22 protein-coding genes are annotated in these 24,651 nt (G+C 72.1%); 7 read left to right on the forward strand and 15 right to left on the reverse strand.

The window, feature by feature from the left end:
* Positions 1–72: 72 nt before the first annotated feature.
* The 6 genes from Q0994_RS01480 to Q0994_RS01505 form a co-directional block, all read right to left on the reverse strand.
* Complete coding sequence (locus Q0994_RS01480) at positions 73–870, reverse strand: ABC transporter permease (RefSeq protein WP_299527790.1); 798 nt, start codon at positions 868–870, stop codon at positions 73–75.
* Positions 857–1,798 (reverse strand): 2-aminoethylphosphonate ABC transporter permease subunit, encoded by a 942-nt coding sequence (locus Q0994_RS01485; RefSeq protein WP_299527792.1) that lies wholly within the window; start codon positions 1,796–1,798, stop codon positions 857–859. Before Q0994_RS01485 ends, Q0994_RS01480 begins: the two co-directional genes overlap by 14 nt.
* Entirely contained in the window at positions 1,791–2,945 is a 1,155-nt protein-coding gene (locus Q0994_RS01490) for an ABC transporter ATP-binding protein (protein ID WP_299527794.1), read from the reverse strand. The genes Q0994_RS01485 and Q0994_RS01490 overlap by 8 nt, the downstream gene beginning before the upstream one ends.
* Positions 2,942–3,643, reverse strand: a complete 702-nt coding sequence (locus tag Q0994_RS01495; RefSeq protein WP_299527796.1) for a phosphonatase-like hydrolase — start codon at positions 3,641–3,643, stop codon at positions 2,942–2,944. Before Q0994_RS01495 ends, Q0994_RS01490 begins: the two co-directional genes overlap by 4 nt.
* Before the next feature lie 4 nt (positions 3,644–3,647).
* Positions 3,648–4,772, reverse strand: coding sequence for a TIGR03364 family FAD-dependent oxidoreductase (locus Q0994_RS01500; RefSeq protein ID WP_299527798.1), 1,125 nt, complete (start codon positions 4,770–4,772; stop codon positions 3,648–3,650).
* A gap of 294 nt (positions 4,773–5,066) precedes the next feature.
* A complete protein-coding gene (locus tag Q0994_RS01505; RefSeq protein WP_299527800.1) occupies positions 5,067–5,837 on the reverse strand; it encodes a GntR family transcriptional regulator in 771 nt (256 codons plus the stop codon).
* Positions 5,838–6,092: 255 nt separating this feature from the next.
* On the opposite strand from Q0994_RS01505, the gene Q0994_RS01510 reads away from it, so the two are divergent.
* Positions 6,093–6,671, forward strand: a complete 579-nt coding sequence (locus Q0994_RS01510) for a dihydrofolate reductase family protein (RefSeq protein WP_299527802.1) — start codon at positions 6,093–6,095, stop codon at positions 6,669–6,671.
* Positions 6,672–6,752: 81 nt separating this feature from the next.
* Here Q0994_RS01510 and Q0994_RS01515 read toward each other — a convergent pair whose 3' ends face one another.
* The gene (locus tag Q0994_RS01515; protein ID WP_299527804.1) at positions 6,753–8,030 is read right to left on the reverse strand and encodes a peptidase; all 1,278 of its coding nucleotides are present in this window, start codon (positions 8,028–8,030) and stop codon (positions 6,753–6,755) included.
* A 501-nt stretch (positions 8,031–8,531) separates the two neighbouring features.
* Complete coding sequence (locus Q0994_RS01520; protein WP_299528135.1) at positions 8,532–9,599, reverse strand: ROK family transcriptional regulator; 1,068 nt, start codon at positions 9,597–9,599, stop codon at positions 8,532–8,534.
* A gap of 293 nt (positions 9,600–9,892) precedes the next feature.
* On the opposite strand from Q0994_RS01520, the gene Q0994_RS01525 reads away from it, so the two are divergent.
* Positions 9,893–11,020, forward strand: coding sequence for a Gfo/Idh/MocA family oxidoreductase (locus tag Q0994_RS01525; protein ID WP_299527806.1), 1,128 nt, complete (start codon positions 9,893–9,895; stop codon positions 11,018–11,020).
* Positions 11,017–11,502: a heme-degrading domain-containing protein gene (locus Q0994_RS01530; RefSeq protein WP_299527808.1), complete on the forward strand. Its 486-nt coding sequence runs from the start codon at positions 11,017–11,019 to the stop codon at positions 11,500–11,502. The genes Q0994_RS01525 and Q0994_RS01530 overlap by 4 nt, the downstream gene beginning before the upstream one ends.
* Positions 11,503–11,786: 284 nt before the next feature.
* Here the strand turns inward: Q0994_RS01530 and Q0994_RS01535 are convergent, their stop codons facing one another.
* The 5 genes from Q0994_RS01535 to Q0994_RS01555 all read right to left on the reverse strand — a co-directional run bounded on the left by Q0994_RS01535 (position 11,787) and on the right by Q0994_RS01555 (position 16,071).
* Positions 11,787–12,647: a fumarylacetoacetate hydrolase family protein gene (locus Q0994_RS01535; protein WP_299527810.1), complete on the reverse strand. Its 861-nt coding sequence runs from the start codon at positions 12,645–12,647 to the stop codon at positions 11,787–11,789.
* Between the two features lie 230 nt (positions 12,648–12,877).
* Positions 12,878–13,651 carry a YidC/Oxa1 family membrane protein insertase gene (locus Q0994_RS01540; RefSeq protein ID WP_299527812.1) on the reverse strand — a complete coding sequence of 258 codons (774 nt, stop codon included), beginning with the start codon at positions 13,649–13,651 and terminating at the stop codon, positions 12,878–12,880.
* Positions 13,652–13,767: 116 nt separating this feature from the next.
* Positions 13,768–14,154, reverse strand: coding sequence for a DUF6412 domain-containing protein (locus tag Q0994_RS01545; protein ID WP_299527814.1), 387 nt, complete (start codon positions 14,152–14,154; stop codon positions 13,768–13,770).
* Between the two features lie 253 nt (positions 14,155–14,407).
* Positions 14,408–15,916 carry a sodium:solute symporter gene (locus tag Q0994_RS01550; RefSeq protein ID WP_299527816.1) on the reverse strand — a complete coding sequence of 503 codons (1,509 nt, stop codon included), beginning with the start codon at positions 15,914–15,916 and terminating at the stop codon, positions 14,408–14,410.
* Complete coding sequence (locus Q0994_RS01555) at positions 15,913–16,071, reverse strand: DUF3311 domain-containing protein (protein WP_363325524.1); 159 nt, start codon at positions 16,069–16,071, stop codon at positions 15,913–15,915. Before Q0994_RS01555 ends, Q0994_RS01550 begins: the two co-directional genes overlap by 4 nt.
* Positions 16,072–16,242: 171 nt before the next feature.
* On the opposite strand from Q0994_RS01555, the gene Q0994_RS01560 reads away from it, so the two are divergent.
* Positions 16,243–17,250 (forward strand): SEC-C domain-containing protein, encoded by a 1,008-nt coding sequence (locus Q0994_RS01560; protein ID WP_299527820.1) that lies wholly within the window; start codon positions 16,243–16,245, stop codon positions 17,248–17,250.
* A 174-nt stretch (positions 17,251–17,424) separates the two neighbouring features.
* A complete protein-coding gene (locus Q0994_RS01565; protein WP_299527822.1) occupies positions 17,425–20,562 on the forward strand; it encodes a DUF3427 domain-containing protein in 3,138 nt (1,045 codons plus the stop codon).
* A gap of 182 nt (positions 20,563–20,744) precedes the next feature.
* Here Q0994_RS01565 and Q0994_RS01570 read toward each other — a convergent pair whose 3' ends face one another.
* A complete protein-coding gene (locus tag Q0994_RS01570; protein ID WP_299527824.1) occupies positions 20,745–21,629 on the reverse strand; it encodes a hypothetical protein in 885 nt (294 codons plus the stop codon).
* Positions 21,630–22,411: 782 nt separating this feature from the next.
* Between Q0994_RS01570 and Q0994_RS01575 the strand changes: the two genes are divergently transcribed.
* Positions 22,412–23,491 (forward strand): S66 peptidase family protein, encoded by a 1,080-nt coding sequence (locus Q0994_RS01575; RefSeq protein ID WP_299527826.1) that lies wholly within the window; start codon positions 22,412–22,414, stop codon positions 23,489–23,491.
* Between the two features lie 18 nt (positions 23,492–23,509).
* Here the strand turns inward: Q0994_RS01575 and Q0994_RS01580 are convergent, their stop codons facing one another.
* Positions 23,510–23,893 carry a hypothetical protein gene (locus tag Q0994_RS01580; RefSeq protein ID WP_299527828.1) on the reverse strand — a complete coding sequence of 128 codons (384 nt, stop codon included), beginning with the start codon at positions 23,891–23,893 and terminating at the stop codon, positions 23,510–23,512.
* A gap of 171 nt (positions 23,894–24,064) precedes the next feature.
* On the opposite strand from Q0994_RS01580, the gene Q0994_RS01585 reads away from it, so the two are divergent.
* The gene (locus tag Q0994_RS01585; RefSeq protein WP_299527830.1) at positions 24,065–24,634 is read left to right on the forward strand and encodes an isochorismatase family cysteine hydrolase; all 570 of its coding nucleotides are present in this window, start codon (positions 24,065–24,067) and stop codon (positions 24,632–24,634) included.
* The last annotated feature ends 17 nt before the right edge of the window (positions 24,635–24,651 follow it).

Below are 24,651 nucleotides of genomic sequence, written 5' to 3' on the forward strand. Positions count from 1 at the left end.
GACGGGTGAAAGCACGGGGTGTGCACGGGGGTGTGCACGGGGGTGGTGCGCTGATCGGCGGCGGGCCGCGGATCAGCGGTAGGAGGCCCTGGTCCGGATGCGCGAGACGCCGAGCAGGACGAGCAGCGTCGTGGCCATCAGGACCGTCGCGACGGCCGCGCCGGTGAACAGCGAGCCACGGTCGGTGGCGGCGAATATCTGCACCGGCAGCGGTGTCCAGTCGGGCGGGTAGAGCATCATGGTGGCGCTCAACTCGCCCATGGACAGGGCGAAGCAGAGCCCCGCGGCCGCCGTGAGGGACGGCAGCAGGAGCGGCAGCCTGATCCGCCACAGGACGTACGAGGGGCGGGCGCCGAGGCTGGCCGCCGCCTGCTCGTACACCGGGTCCAGTCGCACGATGGCGGCCGAGACCGACTGGTGGGCGAACGCCGTGACAAGAATCGTGTGCGCCAGGATGACGATCCAGCGCGTGCCGTTCAGCAGCACCGGTGGCCGGCTGAAGGCCACCAGCACCGCCAGCCCCACGACCACGGAGGGAACGGCCACCGGCAGCATGAACAGCGCGTCCAGGAACCGCTTGGAGCGCTTGCCGAGCGCGGCGCCGGCGATCGCCGCCCAGCCGCCGACGAGCAGCGCGAGAAGGCTGGCGGCGAAAGCGGTGACGAGGCTGGTGGTCAGCGCCTGGAGCGAGTCGCCGCCGGTCGCGGCGGAGTAGTGCTCGGTGGTGAACCCGGACGGGAGGGCGCCGGACCAGTTGGTGGCGAACGACGCGGCCAGGATGACCAGCAGCGGCACCGCGAACAGCGGCAGGAAGAGCAGGAAGAACACGAGGCGGACCGCCCACCGGGCGCCCCGGCTATGCACCAACACGACGGCTCACCACCCGGTACAGGCCGTAGAGGCCGACGGAGATCACGATGTTGACGACGGCGACGACGCAGGCCGCCGGGTAGTCGGATTCCAGGATCGCCTCGCTGTAGACGAGCATCGGCAGCGTGGTGACGCCCTTCGCCCCGGTGAACAGGACGATGCCGAACTCGTTGAGGCACATCACGAGGACGAGGCTGCCGCCCGCCGCGAGCGCGGGCAGCGACTCGGGGAGGATCACCTGGCGCACGATCCGGGCCGGGCCCGCGCCGAGCGAGGAGGCGACCTCGATCTGCGCGGTGTCGAGCTGGGAGAACGCGGCCAGCAGCGGACGCATCACGAACGGGGTGAAGTAGGTGATCTCCGCCAGCAGCACGCCCCAGGGCGTGGTGAGGAAGTGGAAGGGACCCTCCGCCGTGCCCGTCAGACCCGTCCACACACCGTTCGCCATGCCGGCGTTCCCGTAGACGAAGAGCAGCGCGAGGGTGATGAGGAAGGACGGGAAGGAGAGGAAGACGTCGATGAACCGGGCGACGAACTTCCCGCCGGGGAACGGCACGAAGGCGATGATCAGCGCCAGCACGAAGCCGAGGACCAGGCAGCCGACGGTGGAGCCGGCCGCGAGCCAGACCGTGGTGGTGAGCGCGGAGCGGAACGCCTCGGAGCCGAAGACGTCGGCGTACGGCGTGAGCGAGGTACCGCCCTCGTCGGGGCTGAGGGATTGCCGGACGACGAGGAAGAGCGGGTAGAGGAAGACGAGCGCGAGGGCGACGACCGGCGGCAGCGCCCACAGGAGGGCCGGGATCCGGCGCGGTGCGCGGGTGGCGGGCGCGTCCGGCGCGGGACCGCCGGCGGGCGGTGCGCCCGAGCGGTCACGCTGCCGGGGAACGGTGGCGTCCCGCAGGCCGGGCGCGGCGGAGGCGCTAGACATCGGGTCCTCCGGACGGTCCGGCGCTCGCTCCGGCGGGCTCCTCGGCCGGGCCCGGCGCGGGGGCCGGCGCACCGGCCGACCCGTCGGCGCCGGCCGGCAGCAGCACCGCGTCCTCGGCGGCGAAGTGCAGGGTGACGGCGGTGCCGAGGGCGGGCGTCTCGCGCAGTTCGCGGACGTCGGCCTTCACGCGGTGGCCGTCGACGTCGGCGTACAGCCGGTGGGTGGAGCCGCGCCACTGGACTTCGGCGATGGTGCCGGTCAGGGCGTTGGGGCCGTCCCCGAGACCGACCAGGTGGGGCCGTACGCAGAGCGTGGCGCCCGCGCCCGGCGCGGCTTCGCCGGGGGTCACGGCGAGGGTGCGGCCCGCGAATTCGACGGTGCCGGCCTCCGGGCCGACGCGCACCGGAAGGAGGTTGGCGTTGCCGACGAACGAGGCGGTGAACTCGGTGCGCGGACGCCGGTAGAGGTCCTGCGGGGTGCCGCAGTCCTGGAGGCGGGCCTTGTCCATGACCGCGATCCGGTCCGCCAGGGTCAGCGCTTCCACCTGGTCGTGGGTGACGTAGAGGATGGAGACGTCCGGCAGCTCCCGGTGCAGGCGGGCCAGTTCGGCGAGCATGCCGGAGCGGAGCTGGGCGTCGAGGGCGGACAGCGGTTCGTCGAGCAGCAGCACCGAGGGCCGGATCGCGAGGGCGCGGGCGATGGCGACGCGCTGCTGCTGGCCGCCGGAGAGCTCGCGCGGGAAGCGCGTGGCGTAGGCGGCCATGCCGACCATCTCCAGTGCCTCGGCGACCCTTTCGGGAATCTGGGCCTTGGGGACCTTGCGGGCCTTCAGGCCGAAGGCGACGTTGTCCGCGACCCGCATGTGCGGGAAGAGGGCGTAACTCTGGACGACCATGCCGATGCCGCGCCGGTGCGGCGGCAGGGCGGTGACGTCGCGGTCACCGAGGTGGACCCGCCCGGAGGCGGGACGCACGAACCCGGCGACCGCCCGCAGCGCGGTGGTCTTGCCCGACCCGGAGGGGCCGAGCAGCGCCATCACCTCGCCGGGCTCGACGGTGAGGTCGAGCCGGTCGAGGACCACGTTGCCGCCGTAGGCGACGGTGACCTGGTCGAACCGGATACCGGAGGCGGTCGCCGGGGCCGTCATGCCCCGGCCCGCGCGATCAGTCCGGGCAGTTCGGCGACGGAGCCGAGGACGTGGGTCGCGCCGTGCCGGGAGAGCTGGTCCTTGTCGTGCGCGCCGGTCAGCACGCCCGCGACGATCCCGGCGCCCGAGCGCACCCCGCTGAGCATGTCGTACGAGGTGTCACCGGCGACGGCGATCCGGCGTACGTCGTCCACCGCGCCGGTGCGCAGGAAGGCCGCGAGCACCATGTCCGGGTACGGGCGGCCCCGGCCGCCGGCGTCCGCCGGGCAGAGCGTCAGCGGGACGAGGTCCCGCCAGCCGAGCGCGTCCAGGATGGCGTCCTGGGTGATCCGGGCGAAGCCGGTGGACAGCACGACGGTGTGTCCGGCGCCGCGGAGTTCCTCGATCGCCCCGCGGGCGCCGGGGATCGCGGAGATCCGTCCGCCGTCGACCAGTTCGCCGTACGCCTGCTCGAAGGCGACGTTGGCGCGCTGCGCCTTCTCCTCGTCGCCGAAGAGGTGGCGGAAGACGGAGATCTTGGACTCGCCCATGGTGGCGCGGACGTAGTCGAGCTTCTCGGCGTGGTCGGCGGAGCCGGCCTCGACGCCGAGGCGGGCCGCGGCGGCGGAGAACGCCTGCTCGACGAGGCCGCCGTCGGCGACGGTGGTGCCCGCCATGTCGAGCACGACGAGCCGCGCGGAAGTGTCGTTCGTGGTCATCTGTTCACCAGCCCAGTTCGTCGGCGGTCTTTTCGGCGATGGCGGGGGAGCACGTCATTCCGCGCCCCCCGGGCCCGGTCACGAGCCAGACCCCGTCGCGCACCTGCTGGCGGTGGACGACGCGGGTGGTGTCGGTGCACTGGGCGTAGACCCCGGCCCAGCGGCGGCGGACGCGCGGCAGCGGGCGGCCGAGGAAGGACTCCACGACGCCGACGAGGTGCTCGTAGGGCTCCTCGACGGTGTCGAACGAGAAGGGGTGCTCGTACTCGTGGGTGTCACCGATGGTCAGTCCGCCGTCGCGCCGCTGCACCATCAGCAACTGCATCCTGTGCGCGGCGGCGGTCGGCGCCTGCGCCTGGCCGGCGTTGAGCGCGTCGAGCGCCCCGCCGCCGTACGCCGGGTAGTAGCGGAAGCTGTCGGCGTCGGCGACGGAGGTGGTGAGCGTCTCGCCGAGCGGGTCGGTCTGCATCATCTGGAGGCGGACGCGGCGCACCGGCAGATCGGGGCCGGCCAGTTCGCGGACGAGTCCGCCGAGCCAGGCGCCGGTCGCCAGGATCACGGCGTCGCCGGTGTGGACGTCGCCGTGGTCGTCGCGCACCGAAGCGGTGCCGACCACCTCGCGGACCTCACGGCCGCCGAGGAAGGCGTACCGGCCGGAGGCCAGCAGCGCCCGCTTCAGCGCGAGCTGCGCGGTGCGGGGCTCGACCGCCGCGTCCCGCTCGCACCAGAGGGCGGAGGCGAACTCGCCGCGCAGTGCCGGGTTGACGGCGCGCGCCTCGTCCGCGGTGAGCAGCTGGTAACCGCGGGCCGCGGCGTCGTCGCGGGCGACGGCCGCCTCGGCGACGGCGATCTCCAGCCCGGTGCGCAGCGGGGTGAGCGAGCCGCAGGGGCGGAAGCCGAGGTCGGGGACCTCGGCGCCGATGCCCTCCCACAGTTCACGGGCGCGCAGCGCGGTCTCCAGCTCCTCACCGCCGGCCCGGCCACTGACCCATATCTGTCCGAAGTTGCGGAGCGACGCCCCGCGCGCCTCACTCTCGCGCTCGATCTGTACGACCTCGTGGCCGCGGTTCACTGCGTGCCAGGCGTGCATGGTTCCCACCACGCCGGCTCCTACGACGATGACTCTCACGGCGGCAACACTCCTCGGGACGGGTGACTCGATCAGGTCCGCAGAGCAACGGGAGGGTGAACGAGACCCCAAGCTTGGCCTAGACCCGTTACATCCTCGTTATCGCTGTGCGTCGAACATGATGACGGCCGTCCCCCGCCGGGCGCAACGGCCGGCGGCTCGGCGAAAACGCGCGGAAAGGGGAGTCCGCGCCTGGTCGGAGGCATGCCGACGGGCGGCCGGGAGCGTCCTCGGCCCCCGGCCGGCCCGGCGGGCCCGCCGCGACCGGTCCAGACCCGGCGACTCCGGCGGCGGTCAGTCCTCCCGCTGGTGGCCCAGGTGCGTACGGAAGGAGAACCGGTCGCCGCGGAACAGCGTGCGGACCCGCTCCAGCGGGCGGCCGCCGGTCTCGCGCGACAGCCGGTGCAGCAAGAGCATCGGCAGCGCGGGCGGGGTGCCGATGAGCAGCGCCTCGCGCGGGGTCGCGAGCACGGTCTCGATCCGCTCGTCCGCGTCGCCGAAGGAAAGGGACAACTCCTCGTGCAGATAGGCGTAGAAGGAGGAGTCCGGATCGAAACCGGTGTCGAGGTGCGGCACCCGCGCGACCGCGACGTACGTGCTCTCCAGGCCCACCCGCTCGTCGTCGGCGAGCAGCACCCGTTCCATGTGCCAGACGGGCTCGCCGCGTTCGACCTCGATCTCGGCGGCGAGCGCCTCCGGGCAGGGGAAGCGGTCCAGGCCGATGAGATGACGGCCCGGCCTGCGCCCCTGCCTGCGGACACCCTCGGTGTAACTGGCCAGGGACAGCGGCTGTTCCAGCTTGGGGCCGGCCACCACCGTGCCCCGCCCCTGCCTGCGCAGCCGCCCCTCCAGGAGGAGTTCGCGCAGCGCCTGCCGGACCGTCTCACGGGAGACTTCGTGGCGCAGCGCCAGGTCCCGTTCGGTGGGAAGGGTGTCCCCCTCGCTCAACTCGTCGATGAGGAGCGAGACGTGTGCCTTGACCGCGTAGTACTTCGGAATGCGGCCGTGCTCCGGGATGCCGGAGCGCACCGGAGCGCCGGGCGCTTGATCGTTCGGGTAGTCCACCCGTCGATGGTGGCACGGGGAGATGAACACGATGGACACGGTGCGTCACCGCGGGGGCGGCGCGCCCCCGGAGCCGCCCCGGACGCCTGCGACGCGGTCGCCCGAGCGGGCTCCCAACGGCGGCACCCCGCGCGCCCACGCGGACGGATCTCTCCCGCAGTCGGCAGCCTCCGGCGGATTCCCGCGAGCCGTGACGGGTCGCGCCCCGGCCACCGGCCGTAGGGTGCGGACATCCGATCCCGAGGAGTGCTTCCGATGCGCAAGGTGACCTACTCGATGGGCGTCTCCCTGGACGGCTACGTCGTCGGGCCGGACGGCAGCTTCGACTGGACGGAACCGGACGAGGAACTCTTCCGCTTCTCCATCGAAGAGATCCAGCAGATCGGCGTCCATCTGATGGGGCGCCGGCTCTACGAGACGATGCTGTACTGGGAGACCGCCGACCAGGACCCCGCCCTCGACGACGCGATGCGCGTATGGGCCGCGCTCTGGAATCCGCTCCCGAAGGTGGTGTTCTCCACCAGCCTGTCGACGGTCCGGGGCAGTGCCCGCCTGGCGGACGGCGGCCTGGCGGAGGAGATCGAGCGGCTGCGCGCCGAACCGGGTGAGGGCGACATCGCGATCGGCGGCGCGACCCTGGCGGCTCAGGCGGCCGACGCGGACCTCATCGACGAGTACTGGATCAGGGTGTTTCCGGTGCTGGTCGGCGGGGGCCTTCCGTTCTTCTCCCGGAACGAGCGCCGGGTGGACCTCGAACTCATGGAGACCCGCACCTTCCCCTCGGGAGTGGTCCACCTCCGCCACCGCGTGGTGCGCCCGACGCCGCGGGGCTGACCCGGACGGCGCGGGGCCCGGCTCCCGTGCGGGGGCCGGGTGCGGGGCCCTGCGTGGGAACCCTTGGGCGGGTCGGGTGCGTCAGATGCGGACGCGCCGCATCCGTCGGCCCGCCAGCACCGCTCCCACTCCGATCAGCAGGAACACTCCGGCCGCGAGCCCGGCCCGCAGGGTGGTGCCGGGGCCGGTGTGCGCCAGTTCGGGCAGCGCATCGCCCTCGGCGTCCCGGAGCGTTTCGTCCCGGCCCCCGTCCGCTTCTCCGTCCTCGTTCCCGTCCGCGTCCTCGTTCCCGTCCCGTTCGGCTTCCTGCGCCGGGTTCCGGCCAGGGACTTCATCCGGTTCCCCGGGGGTGGCGTCGGACCGGGGACCGACTCCGGTCCCCGCGCCCGACGACGTACGCGGAAGGGGGCGCGGGCTCTCCGCGGCACCGGACGGCGGGTGGGACGCCTCGCCGGTCCCGGGCAGCCGGCCGCCGTCGCCGGCGCCGCCGGTCCTGGTACCCACGTCCCCGTCGGTCTCGCGGTCCCCGCCGGTGCGGGCGTCGCCGTCGGTCCGGATACCCGCGTCCCCGCCGGTCTCACCGGCACCGGGCTCCGCGGTGCCGTCGGTGCCGTCGGTGCCGTCGGTGCCCGTACCGCTGGTGGTGCCTTCGGCGTCCCACGGCGGCAGGCTCTCGTCCCGGCCGCCGCCGAGGGAGCCCTCGACGATCGTGAAGGGGTAGGCGCCGGACTCCCCCACCCACTCGCCGTCGCCCCGGTCGGCCGCCGGCGGCGCGGTCTTCCCGTCCGCGTGCCCGGGTCCCGCGGACGCGGCACCGAGCTTCGGCCGTTCGCTCCGGCCCTGGTGCCGCTGGACGACGGCCGCGTTGGCGACGACCTTGCCGGGCCGCGTGTCGGAGGTGAAGGCCATCCTGACGCGTACGGTGACGGTGCGTCCGGCGGGCACGGTGAACCCGGCGAACCCGTCCTCCGGCGTGGCCCCGCCGAACACCCCGACCTGCTCGTCCTGGTCGGTGGTCTCCCAGACCACGCGGTGCTCGGCGCTGGGCGCGTCCCGCTCGGAGAAGGCCACCTGGATCTGCTCCGCCGTCAGCGCGCGGTCCTCGTCGGTGAGGACGAGCACCGGGTGGAGGGCACGGCACGACTCGGTGGTGGTGTTGACCAGGTCGAGGTACCAGACGCCGTAGCCGCCGCCGGAGGCGTAGGTGTCCGGCCCGCCGTGGATACGGGTGTCGATCGGGAAGTCCACGGCTGCCGGATCGCCGCAGGTGGGCTGCTGGTCGGCGGCGACCGCGGTGGTGATCCGTACGGGCGCGGCCGGAGCGGCGGCGGCGCCCAGCAGGGCGGTGGGCACGGCCACGCCGGCGGCGATCCCGAGGGTTCTCAGGGCACGGCCGTCACGCAGCCGGGCGGGCAGCCCGGTTCGGGCGGCGGGCTGGGCGCGGGCCGGAGATTCGGGACGAACGGAGGGCTGAGGTCGGGCGGGGGGTTCGGGACGAGCGGGAGGTTGGGGGGGCATGGGGGCACCCTTCGCGGCTCGGACACCTCCGGGGCGGGCGGCCACCGGCTGTCGACCGGCGACGCTGCCACGCACGCGCGCGCGAACGGTGACGACGCGCCACCGGACACCCGGACGGCCCCGCCCGCACCACCCGACCGGACGCCGCGCCCGCGGTCCGGGGCGGGGGCAAGGGCCGGGGGCTCCGGGCACGGACCGGTGGAGGCCGGTGCAGGGGTGGCCGGTGGAGGCCGGTGACGCCGACGGAACCCGCAGCAACGGCAACGGCAACGCACCCCGGGTTCTCGACGCGGTGGCAGCCCCGCCTTTCTCATCCCCCGCCCCCCTCAATCCCCCGCCCCGTCAATCCCCCGCTCCCGTCCGTCCGAACAGCGGGGCGAGCACCAGTTGGGCGGCTCCCTCGGCGACCGGGCGGTCGCCGCCGGCCGCGACGACGGCCGGGACCGGGGCCCCGGCCCCCGACCGGCGGGCCCGCTCCTCGATCACCGCGTGCACCCCGCGCACGTACGCGTCCCGGTGCGCCGCGACGGTGCGGCCGCCGAGCACCACCCGGTCGATGTCCAGCAGCCCGACCAGATTGGCGGCCCCCGCGCCGAGCACCCGGGCCGCCTCCGGCACGTCGCCGCGGGCGACCGCGGCGAGGCACAGCGCCTCCACGCAGCCCCGGCCGCCGCAGGTGCACGGGGGGCCGTCGAGCTGGAGGGTCTGGTGGCCGAACTCGCCCGCCCCGGTCCGGGGTCCCCGGTGCACCGCGCCGCCGAGGACGAGGCCGGCGCCCAGTCCCGTACCGAGGTGGAGGTAGGCGAAGTCGCCGTGGTCCGGGTGGCGCAGGGCGAGACCGAGGGCGGCGGCGTTGGTGTCCTTGTCGAGGACGACCGGCAGGCCGGTGCGGGCGGCGAGTGCGTCCCGCAGCGGATAGCCGTCCCAGCGCGGGAATCCGGTGACCCGGTGCAGCACGCCGCTCCAGTGGTCGAGCGGTCCCGGCACCGCCACCCCCACCCCGAGCACCGGTCCCGCGCCGTCGCCCAAGAGGCCGCGCAGGGCCGCGACCGCGCCCTGCGCACCCGCGAGCACCTCGGCGGCGGGGGCTCCGAAGTCCAGCGGGAAGGTCCGGTCGGCGACCGGCGTACCGGCGAGGTCGACCAGCACCCCGGTCAGTTCGTCGCGGTCCAGGTGGAGTCCGACGGCGTGGCCGGCGGCCGGCACCAGCCGGAGCACCGTACGGGGCTTGCCGCCGGTGGAGGCGCGGCGGCCCGCCTCGGTGGCGAGGCCCTCGGACCGGAGCCGGGCGGTGATCTTGCTGACCGCCTGCGGGGTGAGCCCGGTCCGCTCGGCCAGTTCGAGCCGGCTGATGCCCTCGCCGGCCGCCGCCCGCAGCAGGTCCAGGACCCGGGCCGCGTTGGGACGCAGCGCCGGAGGACCGGCGCCCGGAGGACCGGCGCCGCGAGAGCCGTCGCCTGAGGTGCCGTCGCCCGAGGTGCCGTCGCCCGAGGTCCCGTCCCCCCGAGCGCCGTCGCCCGGACGCTCCGGACCGGGCGCGCCGTCCGGGCCCGGCTCCGCCGCGCGGGGTCCCGTCCCGCCCGTCCGGCCGACGGGCTCCGTCCGGGCGGCCGGGCTGTCGTCCCCATGGGTGTCGCTGCTGTTCACACCCCCATTGTGGCGGCCGCTTGCACTTTGGCAACAGCGTTGCTTAAGTGGGATGCATGACTGCCAACGCTCCGCTCCGCGTCGCTCTCGTCGGCTACGGCCTGGCGGGCTCCGTCTTCCACGCCCCCCTGATCGGCGCCACCGAGGGCCTCGTGCTCGACACGGTCGTCACGTCGAACGAGGAACGCCGGGCCGAGGCCCGCGCCGAGTTCCCGGACGTGCGGTTCGCCGCGACGCCCGAGGAGGTGTGGGCCCGTGCGGACGAGCTGGATCTCGTCGTGATCGCCACGCCGAACAAGACGCACGTGCCGGTGGCGCGCGCCGCGCTGGAGGCCGGACTGCCGGTCGTCGTGGACAAGCCGATCGCCGGCACCGCGGCCGAGGCGCGGGAGCTGGCACGGCTCGCCGAGGAGCGCGGGCTGCTGCTGTCGGTCTTCCAGAACCGCCGCTGGGACAACGACTTCCGCACCCTGAACCGCCTCATCGAGTCCGGCGAACTGGGCGAGGTGCAGCGTTACGAGTCGCGGTTCGAGCGCTGGCGCCCGCAGCTCAAGGGCGGCTGGCGCGAGTCGGGCGACCCGGCCGAGATCGGCGGCCTGCTGTACGACCTGGGCAGCCACATCGTCGACCAGGCGCTGGTCCTGTTCGGCCCCGCGGTCCGGGTGTACGCCGAGTCCGACGCCCGTCGCCCCGGCTCGGCCACCGACGACGACACCTTCATCGCCGTGACCCACGCGAGCGGCGTCCGCTCGCACCTGTACGCGTCCGCCACCACCGCCCAGCTCGGCCCCCGTCTGCGGGTACTGGGATCCCGCGCCGGATACGTGAAGTACGGCCTGGACCCGCAGGAGACCGCACTGCGCGAGGGCCTCCGCCCGGTGCCGGGCTCGTCCTGGGGCGAGGAGCCGCAGGAGCTGTGGGGCCGGATCGGCTCCGGCGAGTCGCCTCTGACCGGCGGCGGCAGCCCGGTCCCGACCCTGCCGGGCGACTACCCCGCGTACTACGCCGCGATCGCCGCCGCCCTCACCGGCAAGGGCGAGAACCCGGTGACCGCCCTGCAGGCCGCCGCCACCCTGGAGGTCCTGGAGGCGGCCCGCCGTTCGGCCCGCGAGGGGATCACCGTCACCCTCCCCACCGCCCCCACCGCCCCCACCGCCCCCTCGGACCAGGAGCCGCAGGCATGACCGAACGCCCCGCACCCGCGACCGTCTCCGAACTGCTCGCCCAGGAACGCCGGCTCACCCTGCCGCGCTTCGGTTACGAGGAGGCGTACGCCCTCGGCACGCTGCTCGTCCGGCTGGCCCGCGAGCGCAACGCGCCCGTCGCCGTCGACATCCGGCGCGGCGCCCAGCAGCTCTTCCACGTCGCCCTGCCGGGATCCAGCGCGGACAACGACGCGTGGATCGAGCGCAAGCGCCGCGTGGTGGAGCGGTACGGCGAGAGCTCCTACCTGGTGGGCACCCGGTTCCGCGCGAAGGGCACCACCTTTGAGCAGTCCTCGCGGCTCGACCCGGACACGTACGCCGCGCACGGCGGTTCGTTCCCAATCACCGTCGAGGGGGCCGGGGTGATCGGAGCGGTCACCGTGTCCGGGCTCCCGCAGGCCGAGGACCATGCGTTGGTGGTCGAGGCGCTGGAGCGTTTCCTCAGCACGCCGGAGGAATGAACGCCGGCCCGTCCGGACCGGACGGAAGGGCGGAGGGGTGGGCAGTCGGTCATGACCGATTATCCACCCCTCCGATCTCTTCACGTGCTCCGTCCTCGACGGACGGCAGGCACGCGGTCACGCCCGTGCGCCGGGGCGCCCCGATCCGGCCTCCCGGCGCGGACGTGCCGACCCGGCCGTCACGACCGGGCGTCGTCACGGGACGGTCGTCCGGGACACCCCGGACGCTCCGGCCGGACCGCGGTCGCACGCCGCGGTCTCACCCCGCGGTCTCACCCCGCGGTCTAGGCGTCCTTGAACTCCTGGCGCTGCCGGCCGAGCCCTTGGATCTCCAGCTCGACGACGTCGCCCGCGCGCAGGTAAGGCTTCGGCTCGGGCTCGCCCATCGCGACACCGGCCGGCGTGCCCGTGTTGATCACGTCGCCGGGGTAGAGGGTCATGAACTGGCTGAGGTAGCGGACCACTTCGCCGACCGGGAAGATCTGCTGAGCGGTGGTGCCGTCCTGCTTCAGCTCGCCGTTGACCCAGAGCTTCATCGGCAGGTTCTGCGGGTCCGGCACCTCGTCGGCGGTGACCAGCCAGGGGCCGAGCGGGTTGAACGTCTCGCAGTTCTTGCCCTTGTCCCAGGTGCCGCCGCGCTCGATCTGGAACTCGCGCTCGGACACGTCGTGCGCGATCGCGTACCCGGCGACGTGCTCCAGCGCCTCCTCGGCCGAGTCGAGGTAGCGGGCGGTGCGGCCGATGACGACGGCCAGCTCGACCTCCCAGTCCGTCTTGACGCTGCGGCGGGGCACCAGAACGGTGTCCTCGGGGCCGACGACGGTGTCTGGCGCCTTGAAGAACAGGATCGGCTCGGCCGGGACGTCCGCGCCGGTCTCCTTGGCGTGGTCGTGGTAATTCAGCCCGATGCAGACGATCTTGCCGATGCGCGCCAGCGGCGGACCGACCCGGAGCCCATCCGCGTCCAGCTCCGGCAGGCTCTCCGGCGCGGCGGCCGCCTCCCGTACGCGGGCCAGCGCGGCCTCGTCGGCCAGCAGCGCGCCGTCCACGTCGGGCACGACGCCCGAGAGGTCGCGCAGGGTTCCGTCCTCGGCGAGGAGCGCCGGGCGTTCCGCACCTGCCGTGCCGACTCGAAGCAACTTCACGGGTCCAACTCCCCTGGGTCGTATGGGTGCCGGTCGGTGTAGCGGCCAGCAGAAACCTCGTTCGATCGTCCAAGACATCGGATCAATAAGCAAGACCCGTTCATGGACTGGACCGTCCGTGCACGGAGGGGAACGCGAACGGGCCGGTGGAGGAAGGGCGTGGGAGGGGCGACGGGGCGGCGCGAAAAGGGCCGGGCCGTACGGGGGCGGCGCGGGGCCGCCCCCGTACGTCAGGCCGCCGCGGCGACCGCGGTCTCGCCCGTCACCGGCACGTCCCGGTACAGGTAGGCGCGCTCCAGCGCGGTCCACGTGGTGCTGGTGACGACGTACAGCGCGGCGGCCAGCGGGACCACGGCCACCGTGATCAGGGTGGCGAACGACATCAGCGGCATGATCTTGGTCATCGCGCCCAGGCCCGGCACCGGCTGCCCGTCGGGGCCGGTGGTGGGCGCCACCGGGTTGGCGGCCATCTGCCGCTTGGTGCGGCGGTAGGTGAACGTGGCGACGACCGCGACGAGCGCGAAGAGCCCCAGGTAGACCACGCCCTGCGCGCCGAACGCCCCGCCGTGCGCCAGCGCGTCGTGCCAGCGTCCGCCGAGCGGGGCCCCGAAGAGCTGGTGGCCGAGGAGGGCGTTGGGACCGTCGCCGATCGTCCGGCTGGAGAACAGGTGGTACAGCAGGAAGAAGGCCGGCATCTGGAACAGGCTCGGCAGGCAGCCGGAGAGCGGTGAGACCTTCTCCCGGGCGTGCAGTTCCATCAGCTCCTTCTGCATCCGCTCGTTGTTCTTGCCGTGCTTCTTGCGGAGTTCCGCGATCTGCGGCTGGAGCCGGGTGCGCGCTTTCTGGCCCCGTGCCGCGGCCCGCGAGAGCGGGTGCACGGCGAGCCGGACGAGGGCGGTGAACAGGATGATCGCGGCGGCGGTGGACGCGGTCTGGAACAGCGGCTGGAGCAGGTCGGCGAGTGCGCCGACCAGGTGCGCGAAAGCGGACATGAACGCGGACATGGGTGAGCCCTCCGGGGGTCTCGTCGTGCCGTGGGAAGCCGTGGGAACGAACAGCGGCAGGACGGGGCCGGGCAGGGGGTGTGTCCGGTACGGGGAGGGCGGAGAGGAAGGCCCTGTTACGCGGCGGAACCCTGCACGGCGACCGTCAGGAGGGCCCGGCCCGGTGCGCGGGGACGCGTGCGCCCCCGGGCGTCGGGGTCGCGCTGGGGCAGGAACGCGGTGCGTTTCTCACGGTCGCGCATGGCGGTGCGCACCCGGGTGCGGGGCACCGGGGAGGCGCACCGCGCGCTCATCACCGAGCAGGCGAGGAGCGCGGACCCGGCCGCGGCGGTGGCGGCCAGTGCCACCGCCGCGGAGAGGCTGCCGCCGTCGGCGAGCAGCACCTGGGACACGAAGAGGACGAGCAGTCCGGCGGGACGCAGCAGCCGCGCGAACGCGCCGTGCGGACCGCGCGGCGCGGCCGGGACGAGGGCGTCGCGGAGGCGGTCGGTGCGCTGCCCCATCGTTCCTCCTCGTCGGTTCGGCGGCGGCCCCGTGGTCACGGGGGTGCGGGTGCGGCCGGTGGCGTCCGGGCCCGCGCTCGACGCACGGTCCGGGGCGGTCGCCGGTCGGTTCCCGCCGGCCCGGAGGCGCGCGGCTGCGCGCGAGGGCCTTCAGCCGTTATACACGACGGCCCGCGCCGGCAGCAGGGGCCCGCGGCTGCTCCCCCGACCCCCTTCCCCCTTCCCCCTTCCCCCGCCGCGCCTTCCCGCGCGCTCACGCCTCCACGGGGCGCGGCACGGCCGTCGGCGGGTCGAACTCGTCGTGGGCGAGGATCTCCTCGTCGCTCCGCGGGTCGGTGTCGGGCCGGGTGGCGAAGGTCACCGCCAGCGCCACCACCAGGTTCGCGCCCAGCGCGACCAGCCCCGCGTTGACGCCCCACACCGGATCGTTGCCGCCGAAGACGAGCACGCACACCGTGGCGACGCCCACCACCAGCCCGCTGAACGCCCCCCGAAACGTCAGCCTCCGCCACACCAGTGCCAGCAGCACCATCGGCAGCAGCTGTGCCATCCCCTCGTACGAGATGAGCGACAGCCGCACCAGCGTGTTCGGCGCGGTGTACGTCATCAGCAACGCCAGCACGCCGGCGAGGACCACCACGGCCTGGGCCGCGCCCTTCTGCCGCTCGCGCAGCCGGGGCAGGTGGCTGAGCACGCTGCGGCCCCACATGGTGCCGATGACCAGCATGAAGACCGCCATCGGCACGATGGAGGAGAGCGCGGCGGCGACCCCGACGACGCCGACCGCCCAGGCCGGCAGCGCGTCCACCACCAGCTTGAACAGCGCCAGGTTCGACTCCGCCCCGACGAGGCCGGGGACGACGAACAGTGCCGCCATGCCGAGCAGCATCGGGACGAAGAGCAGGATGTTGTAGCCGGGCAGCCACATGGCGTTGCGCCGCAGGGTGTCCGCGTCGCGGGCGCCGAGGTAGCCCGCCACCGTGGTCGGGAAGATCACCACGGTGAGGGAGTTCAGGAACGACGTGCTGATGAACCACGCCTGCCCCAGCCCGCTGTCCCCGTGGCCCGGGAAGGTCAGCCACTCGCTCTTCTCGGCGACCAGCCGGTCCAGGAACGGCCCGAACCCGTCGAAGTAGTGCAGCGGCACGTAGACCGCGAGGAAACCGAGGGTCGCGATGACCAGCACGTCCTTGAGGACCGAGACCCATGCGCTGCCGCGCAGCCCGCTGATCACGACGAAGCCGGTGGTGACGGCGAACGCGATGAAATAGGCCCATTCCAGGCTGATCGTGCCGTAGGAGAGGGTCGAGACGACCACACCCATGCCGGTGATCTGGAGCTGGATGTAGGGCAGCAGGAAGACCGTGGCGAGCACGGTGACGAGCACCCCGAGCCAGGGCCGGCCGAACCGGTGCGCCACCATGTCGGTGATCCCCACCAGGCCGTGCCGGCGCGCGTACGCCCAGAGCATGGGGCCGACGACGTACCCGAGGGCGTAGCCGCAGGACATGTACGCGACGACGTAGAGGACCGGGGCGCCGTAGTTGTAGCCCCAGCCGGCGGCGCCGAGGTAGCTGAAGCTGGTGTAGCCCTCGCCCGCCATCAGCACCCAGATGAAGACCGGGCCGAGGCTGCGTCCGCCGACCGACCACTCGGCGAGCCCGCCGCCGCCCCCGCCCCGGCCGCGTACCGCGAAGAGGCCGAGCGCGACGGTGGCGACCATGAACACGCCGAAGACGGAGGTGGCGACGGCGGCGTTCACCGGCGGTCCCCCCGCCGTGTCATCCATACGGCGAACGGCGTCAGCACCGTCGCGCCGAGCAGCCACACGAAGAGGAACGGCAGCCCGAACACCACCGGCGTGACGCGGTTCACGAACGGGAGGGCCCCCAGGTACAACACGTACGGGAGCAGCAGCCACAACACCTGGGGACGTCTTCTGAGCACGTCAGGGACCTTATCCCCGCTTCACACCGGTGCGCCGGGCGCGCCCCGCCGAAGGCGGCGCACCGCCCCGCCCGCCGCACGCCCCGGAACCCGCCCCCGAGTGCTCCCGTGCGCTCCCCCTGCCGCAGTACGGTGTGGGGCATGCGCCCCGACACGCCTGCCGAGCACATCACCGAAGCCGAGCGCCTGCTGCGGACCGCGGCGCTGTACCCCGAGGACCACGAGCCGCTGACCCTGCGCGCGGCCGCCCACCTGGAACTCGCCGGCGAACGCGTCCGCGCCACCGCCCTCTACGACCAGCTCCTCGCCGGCCAGGAACTGCCCGTCGAGGAACCGCACCTGGTGAAGGCCCTCAAGGCCGCCAACCTCTGGGAGTACGGCCACGAGGCGGAGGCCCGCGCGATCATCGAGGGCATCCGCGCCGCAGCGCCGCGCGAGGCCTCGCCGTGGGAGATCGCGGCGGAGACCCTGGAGGCGCACGACGAGCTGACCGAGGCGGAGGCGTTCTTCTCCACCGCCCTGACGCTGCTGCTGGCGCCGGGCGAGGAGGTCCCGTACGCGACGCAGTCCCTGCTGACCGGACGCCACCGGGTCCGCCGTCTGCTGGGCGTCACCCACGACGCCTGGGACGAGCTGGCCGACACCCTGCACACGGCGGCGGTGCCGTTGGACGAGCTGCACGACCCCAAGCGCCTGTGGTCCCTGGGCTCCTCCGACCCGGGCGAGCTCCAGGCCGAGATCGCCCGGCTCCGCGCCGAGCTCGGCGTCTACCGCACGGCGCTCTCCCGGCCGTTCCCGGTCGCCGTCCTGCACTGGCCCGAGGACGAGCTGCGCGAACTCCTCGCCGGCTACCCGGAACTGGCGTCCGAGTACGTCAGCCACCCCGACCACCTGTCCCGCCTGGAGGCCGCCCTGCGCGACCTGCACGCCGCGGGCACCCCCAACCTCGGCATCGTCACGGGCACCGTCCCCTCCTACGAGGCCTTCGCCGCCTCCGAGGCCGCCTCCCCCTCCGACGCCGGACTCCTCCCCCTCTACGCCACCACCCTCGCCGCCCGAGGCCGCGCCACCCCCTGGCCCCCGCCCCGCTCCGCCCCCTGCTGGTGCGGCTCGGGCGAGACGTACCGGAACTGCCACGGCGGGGCGTGAACCCCGGGGCCCGTCCGCCCGGGGCCCGCTCCGGGCTCGGGCGGGCGGGGCACGTGCACGTACACGTACGACGGCGGCGCGACCTGCGGGGGCGGGGCGCGCCGTCGTGCGTGTACGTGTCAGTGCCACTTGATACAACTGCACGTGAGACAGGCGCTGGGATGGGGGATTCACATGGGCGACGACTTTTCAGACTCCGCTCCGGTGGCGGGTCTGTACGAAACACTTCTCACCCAAGGGCTGGAAGAGCGGCTCAAGCAACTGAACGCATCCGGCAACCAGTCGGTAGACGGCGCAGTGAGCTCGGACTCCGTCCCCCATGTACTTGCTCGTCACATCGCTCAGGCCGTGCGGCAGGCGCTTACCGGCCTTGAGCCCGCGCAGCAAGTCCAGGCCGCCAACCACATACTGGGGTCGCTTCCGGGGGCAGCTGGTTCGGCTGGCTGGGACGACCCGATCACAGCGGGACCCCGGCAACTGCTGGCCATCGCTGAGCAGGAGGCGCCCGGCGTGTACGCCATACGCCCCGCGACACCGCTCTCGGAAACTGCGCTCATCACCAACGCGCCGGAGGACCCGAGCCTGGGTTTCGAACTGCGCGCGGAGTTGGCGACCGCAGATCGGGTGGACCTCCTCTGCGCCTTCGTCAAGTGGCACGGGCTTCGCGTCCTTGAGCAATCACTCGCGACGGCCCACGCGCGAGGCGTTCCCATCCGCGTGCTGACGACGACGTACATCGGGGCTACCGAGCGGCGTGCACTCGACCGCCTGGTGCGCGACTTCGGGGCCGAGGTCAAGGTCAACTACGAAGTGCGGTCCACGCGGCTCCACGCAAAGGCATGGCTCTTCCGGCGCAACAGCGGCTTCGACACGGCCTATGTAGGAAGTTCCAACCTCTCCAAGGCGGCGTTGCTTGACGGTCTCGAATGGAACGTACGCCTCTCCTCGGTCGCCACCCCAGCCGTGTTGAGGAAGTTCGAGGCCACCTTCGACGCGTACTGGAGCGACCCCTCCTTCGAGTCGTACGATCCGGACAAGGACGGCCCGCGACTGGACGAAGCGCTGTCGCACGCCAGCGGTTCAACCGAGCCCGCACGCAACACCCTTACCCTCTCCGGGCTCGAAGTGCGCCCCTACCCGTATCAGCGCGACATGCTGGAACGCCTCGAAGTTGAGCGAACGGTGCATGACCGGCATCGCAATCTATTGGTCGCCGCCACGGGGACGGGCAAGACCGTCATGGCGGCACTGGACTTTCGGAACCTCCGCCAGCGGATGGGGGGCAACCCCCGGCTTCTCTTCGTAGCCCACCGCAAGGAGATCCTGGAGCAGTCCCTGCGCGTCTATCAGAACGTCCTCATCGACGCGAACTTCGGTGAGCTTCTCTACAGCGGCGAAATCCCGAACAACTGGAATCACGTCTTCGCCAGTGTCCAGTCGCTGTCTCCCCAGGTGCTCGAACGCCTCGCTCCCGATCACTTCGACGTCATCGTGATCGATGAGTTCCACCACGGCACCTCACCGACATACCGCCGCCTCATTGATCATTTCACCCCGCGCGAGCTCCTCGGCCTCACCGCGACTCCGGAACGCATGGACGGGCTCAACATCCAGGACGAGTTCTTCGACGGCCGCATCGCAGCCGAGATACGCCTCTGGGAAGCCCTCGAAAACGATCTACTGAGTCCGTTCCACTACTTCGGCGTCACCGACAACACCGACATGACCGCGATTGAGTGGAAGCGCGGCGCCTATGACGCCACCGCCCTCGGTAATCTTTTCACTGGCAACCTCGCACGCGCCCGACTCATTGTCCAGGCAGTGGAGGACAAGGTCACAGACCCGGGCCGCATGCGCGCACTTGGCTTCTGCGTTTCCGTGGCCCACGCCCACTTCATGGCCGAATACTTCCGGAAGGCCGGCCTTGCCGCCGTCGCTCTCTCCGGCGAGACCCCGCGCGACGAACGCAAGGCGGCTCTTGACGAACTGCGGGCGGGAACTCTGCAGATCATCTTCTCCGTGGACCTGTTCAACGAAGGTCTCGATATCCCTGACGTGGATACGCTACTCCTCCTTCGCCCGACCTCCAGCGCAACGGTCTTCCTTCAGCAGTTGGGACGCGGGCTGCGCCGCACCGAGGGGAAGGCGGTGCTCACCGTCCTCGACTTCATCGGCCAGCACCGGAAGGAATTCCGGTTCGAGGAGCAACTCCGCGCACTGACCAACCTCACGCGCAACCGTCTGCTGAGCAACGTCGAGAGCGACTTCCCACAACTCCCTTCCGGCTGCCAGATCATCCTGGAGACGAAGGCGAAGGAGTTGATCATTGAAAATATTCGCCATCAGCTCGCCGTCAACGTCACTCAGCTTGCGAGGGAAGTCTCGTCATACGCCGAAGTGCGCCTGTCGGACTACCTGCGAGAGAGCGGCCGCGGCATCAACGAGCTCTATCGCGGCAATGGCAACTCATGGACCGGTCTGCTGCGGCGAGCGAACCTGCTCAAAACGAGCGCTCCCGAAGGTGAAGCCGCCCTTCTCAAGCGCGTGTCCGCCTTCCTGCACGTGGACGATCCGATGCGGGTATCGGCCTACGGGCAACTCCTCACCGATGACGCCCCCGCCTATGACGACCTCAACGAGCGGGACCAGGCGTACGCCCGCATGTTCTTTTTCTCGCTCTGGCCGCTTGGTGGTGGCTTCGCCAGCTACCAAGCGGGCTTCGACACACTGCGCGAGCAGTCCGCGTTCCGAGACGAGTTGAGCCAGGTCCTCGCGCACGTACTGGACCAGGCTGATCATGTCCCACTCCCTCTGCTCGGCGGAAACGCCGGCCTGCCGCTTGCTGTCCATGCTTCGTACAGCCGGGAAGAGATCCTTCCGGCTGTGGGACAGTCCGCCGTGGGCGGCTTCATGCCGGGTCACTTCCGAGAGGGAGTGAAGTGGTGCGAGAACATCAAGACCGACGCCCTCCTCATCACCCTGGAGAAAGACGAGAAGGATTTCTCCCCTGAGACTCGGTATAAGGACTACGCAAAGAACAATTTCCTGTTCCATTGGGAGTCTCAAAACCAGACGTCGGCAGCCTCTCCCACCGGCGTCCGCTACCAGACCCACAAGGACCTCGGAACTGACATCCTCTTGTTCGTACGCCGCTACAAGAAGACCGACATCGGCGGGCCCCAGCCGTGGATGCTGCTGGGCCCCGCCGAATACGTCGACCACGCGGGGAGCAAGCCGATGGGGATCATTTGGAGACTGCACCACGAAATCCCGGCGGACGTGCTCACCTACTCAGCCATCGCGGCGGCTTAAAAAACGACGCCTTCAACATGTTCGAACACAGCCTGATAGAGCGTCATAAAGTGCGGCTTACAGCAGACATGGGGCACTGAGAAGCGCGAAGCCTGTCGGTGACACGGGCGCCAAGAGAGGACCCACGAACAGTGGATCTGGTTCGTCTACTCGCGCCGTGGCCGTCGCTCGGGTTAATCGCCTCACTCCCTTTGGGCGGCGTCCTGCTGGGCGACGATGGTGAAGCGTTCGCGCCAGGTGGCGGTGGGTGGGAAGTCGGGGGTGTCGTCGGTCACCCACGGGGTGGTGGGGGGTGTGGGAAGGGGGCGGCACTGGGGGCATTCGGTTTCGTCACCGAAGGGCCGGAAGAGGTGTTCGTCGCCGGGGGTCGCGCAGGGGCGCAGGGGCTGCGGGACGATTACCGGCGGCGGTGCGGGGACGAACCGGGGTTCGGGGAGTTTCCGGTTCAGGCGGTGGCGGAGGAAGCCGACGGCGGAGCGGATGCCGTCGGTGGGGTGTTCGGCGAGGAGTGCGTGGCGCAGGTCGTCCTCGGTGATGCCCCGGGCCAGCCATGCGGCGGCGTCGGGGGCGAGGGCGCGTGCTTCCTGTTCCCCGAGGTGGAGTTCGCGGCGTGCGCGCCGCAGCGACAGCAGCACGCGCTCGGCGGCACGCAGACGGCGGGCGTGCGCGGGGTCGGACTCCTCCGGCGCGGACTGCTCCGGAGCGGACTCGTCCGGGGCGGGGGCGATCGCGGGTGCAGCGGGCGGTTCAGGTGTCGCGCCGCCGGGTTCGCGGCTGGTGATGGTCGGCGCTTCCGGGGCCTTGAAGTCGCCCGCGCCGGGTACTTCCTCCGAGTCCCACGCCGCAGTCCCGGTGTCCGCGACGATCTCCCGGACCGCGCACCCGTCCTCGCTCCCGATCCCTGTCCGGGCCGAGGTCGCGTCCCCGCCGCCGCCCGCGTCCCCACCTCCGCCCGCGTCCCAGCCCCCGCCCGCGTCCCAGCCGTGCGCGGACGCGTCCCAGCCGTGCGCGGACGGTTCCTCCAGCCACGCCCGGTCCTTCGCCGGCAACCGCACGCCCCCCGGCACGTTCACCTCCCCGTCACCAACGCTCCGCAGCGCCTCGCGCGTTCCGGGGGGTGGGTGGGGAGTGGTCTTATCACTGTGGTCTTCCCCGGGTAGTTGACCACCGGCCGACCGGCTCCCCGGTCCACCGACCGTCGGACCGTGCGTACTCGGTGGAACCCCGGCGTCCGAAGGGTCCTCACTCAGCCGGCGGGCGCCCTCTTCCGGCGACAGCGGCACGTTCGTCAGGAACTGACGCGTCGCCCACAGACCACCCTCGACCTGACGGCGGACCTCGTGGAGATACCCGTGTTCCTTCAGCCCGGTCTTCGCCGCCTGGTACGCACGCCCCGTGATCCTCGCCCGTCGCGCCAGCTCACCCAACGGCTTGCACTGCTCATCACCCGGAAGCCCCTGGACGTACAACAGAAGGATCTTCGCGTCACTGTTCAGACGCGGATGCCGCACGATGTCGTTCGACGCCTTGGTGTAGCGCGAAGAGGGCGGGATAACATGACGCAACATTTCTGGTGGCCTACTTCCACTGGTGTGAAGGCCCTCGGCGCGGTGTTCTAACACCTCCGGGGGCCGCTCCGTGTCCTCGTTCGGGTCACGGAGTGTGCTGTTGCGGTCACGGTAGATTCCGTGACCCGGCCTCTCCGCCCAGTCCGCCCAGCGGAACGGTTCTGCACACCCGAACGAGCGACCGCGCACACCTGTCGGGGAACGTCAACTGCCGCGATGCCCCGCTCAGGGCCCGGAATATTCGCTGTCCGCCGACGTCAACCCCGTGACAGGCTCCGCGCATGACCGTCCGATACCCGCGTCCGCTCGTCCCCGGCGACCGCATCGCCGTCACCTCCCCCTCCAGCGGGGTCGACGACACGCTTCGCGCCCGACTCGACTTCGCGATCGGATGCGTGGAGAAGCACGGTTACGAGGTCGTGGTCGGCCGATGCATGGACGGGTCCGGGCACATCAGCGCGCCGGCCGCCGAACGCGCCGCCGAACTCTCCGCGTTCCTCTCGGACCCCTCGATCCGTGCCGTCGTACCTCCGTGGGGCGGGGAGACCGCGATCGACCTGGTCCCCCTCCTCGACTGGGAGCGGCTGCGGACCGCCGAACCCACCTGGATGGTCGGCTACTCCGACATCTCGACCCTGATCACGCCGCTCACCCTGCTCACCGGTGTGGCCACCGTGCACGGAAACAACCTCATGGACACGCCCTACCGCGTGCCCGACGGGCTGGTCTCCTGGCTCGACATCGTCACCATGCCCGCAGGTCACCACTTCGCACAGACACCGCCCGGCCGCTATCGCTCCGCCGGTTGGGACGACTGGGCCGCCAACGCCGAAGTCTCGGAGCTGACCCTCGACGCCCCGGGCCGGTGGACCCGCCTCGACACGGGCGACGCGAGCAACACGCACGGAACGGACGGCACGGGCGACACGGGCGGCCACGGTGAACTCGTCGTCGAGGGGCGACTCGTCGGCGGCTGCACCGAGATACTCGCTCCGCTCGCGGGCACCCCGTATCTGGACACGTCCTCCTTCGCCCGCACCCACGCCCCCGAGGGGTTGATCGTCTACGTCGAGGCCTGCGAGGACAATGCGTTCAGCATCTGCCGCACCCTGCACGGCATGCGGCTGGCGGGCTTCTTCGACGCGGCCAACGCCGTTCTCGTGGGCCGCACGTCGGCCCCCGACAGTCCCACCCTCACCCAGCACGAGGCGGTGATCGACGCTCTCGCCCCGCTCGGCGTGCCGGTCCTCGCCGACGTCGACTGCGGCCACGTCGCGCCGTACCTCCCCCTCGTCAACGGCGCGCTCGCCCGCGTCGTGCACACCGACGAGCGCAGCGAAGTGATCCAGGTCCTCAAGTGAGCTTCTGAGGAGGTCCGTTCAAGCGAGCCAGATCGCGCAGCGTCGGTGCTTCGCCGTCGGCACCGCCACCTCGTCGGCCGCTTCGACGCGCATCCCCCCGGTGGTGTTCACCGCTCGCAGCAGCGCGACTCGTGCCGTACGCAGTCGCTGCCGCGCCCGCCGCTCCTGCCACCGGGCTTCCGTGCCGACGGTCCTGTCGCGTTGGTGGCGCGGGAACGTGTACACGTCGACCCGATGCACCACCCGGACAGGAGTCGGTCGGCGCCCCGCCCGCGAGGCGGCAGAGAAGTCGGCCGCCGAGTAGCGGAGTTCGAAGAGTACGACGGTGTGCCACGCCCCGGGCGCCGGAGGGTTCGTACGCCACGGACGGTGGGGATGCAGGTGGTGAGCGGTGCGTGCCACGGGATTCCTCCGGTCGCCACCGCCGGGGCCGTCCCGGCGAGCTACCTGAAGCCCTCGGCCCCGCTGAAGGCCCCGGCCCCGATGTACCGCGCCACGCTGCTCATGACTCCAAGGTAACCGCGACCGGAAGTACCGCGCTCCTCGTTTCGATCCGCCACTACCGTTGTGTCCATGCCACCCACGCACCGCTCCGTGCCCTCCGCGTCCGCGCTGCTCGTCATCGACATGCAGGTGGCGACGGTGGCCATCGCCCACCGCGCCGCCGAGACGGTCGAGGTGATCGCCGGGCTGCGGGAACGGGCCAGAGCGTCGGGGGTGCCGGTGGTGACGATCCAGGACCACGGCGGGGGGCTACGGGCGGGGACCGCCCCATGGCAGGTCGTACCCGAACTCGCGCCCACCCCCTACGAGTCGGTACTGCGCAAGGACAGCCCGGACAGCTTCCTGGGCACGGGACTCGACCGCCTCCTGCGGGACTCGGGGATCACCGAGGTCGTCGTGACCGGCTTCGCGACGGAGATCTGCGTGGACACCACGGCCCGGCAGGCACTGAGCCACGGATACGACCTCGTCCTGGTCGCGGACGGGCACACCACCTCGGTCCGCCCCGCTGCGGGAGCGTACGCAACGCCCGCACGCTCGGTCGCCCATCACAACGAGATCTTCCGGAACCTCGCCTTTCCGCACCGGACCGTCCGGGTGCTGCCCGCGTCCGAGGTGCCCTTTCCCCCGCAGGGGTGAACGGCTTGCCGGCACGG

Source organism: uncultured Streptomyces sp., from assembly GCF_947488945.1.
Lineage (GTDB): Bacteria > Actinomycetota > Actinomycetes > Streptomycetales > Streptomycetaceae > Streptomyces.

Excerpts from the sequence above, each read along its gene's own strand:
- Q0994_RS01565 (WP_299527822.1), top strand. The coding sequence starts at position 17,425 with ATGGGCGACGACTTTTCAGACTCCGCTCCGGTGGCGGGTCTGTACGAA.
- Q0994_RS01495 (WP_299527796.1), bottom strand. The coding sequence starts at position 3,643 with ATGACCACGAACGACACTTCCGCGCGGCTCGTCGTGCTCGACATGGCG.
- Q0994_RS01530 (WP_299527808.1), top strand. The coding sequence starts at position 11,017 with ATGACCGAACGCCCCGCACCCGCGACCGTCTCCGAACTGCTCGCCCAG.
- Q0994_RS01560 (WP_299527820.1), top strand. The coding sequence starts at position 16,243 with ATGCGCCCCGACACGCCTGCCGAGCACATCACCGAAGCCGAGCGCCTG.
- Q0994_RS01545 (WP_299527814.1), bottom strand. The coding sequence starts at position 14,154 with ATGGGGCAGCGCACCGACCGCCTCCGCGACGCCCTCGTCCCGGCCGCG.
- Q0994_RS01585 (WP_299527830.1), top strand. The coding sequence starts at position 24,065 with ATGCCACCCACGCACCGCTCCGTGCCCTCCGCGTCCGCGCTGCTCGTC.
- Q0994_RS01510 (WP_299527802.1), top strand. The coding sequence starts at position 6,093 with ATGCGCAAGGTGACCTACTCGATGGGCGTCTCCCTGGACGGCTACGTC.
- Q0994_RS01485 (WP_299527792.1), bottom strand. The coding sequence starts at position 1,798 with ATGTCTAGCGCCTCCGCCGCGCCCGGCCTGCGGGACGCCACCGTTCCC.
- Q0994_RS01525 (WP_299527806.1), top strand. The coding sequence starts at position 9,893 with ATGACTGCCAACGCTCCGCTCCGCGTCGCTCTCGTCGGCTACGGCCTG.
- Q0994_RS01575 (WP_299527826.1), top strand. The coding sequence starts at position 22,412 with ATGACCGTCCGATACCCGCGTCCGCTCGTCCCCGGCGACCGCATCGCC.
- Q0994_RS01540 (WP_299527812.1), bottom strand. The coding sequence starts at position 13,651 with ATGTCCGCGTTCATGTCCGCTTTCGCGCACCTGGTCGGCGCACTCGCC.
- Q0994_RS01490 (WP_299527794.1), bottom strand. The coding sequence starts at position 2,945 with ATGACGGCCCCGGCGACCGCCTCCGGTATCCGGTTCGACCAGGTCACC.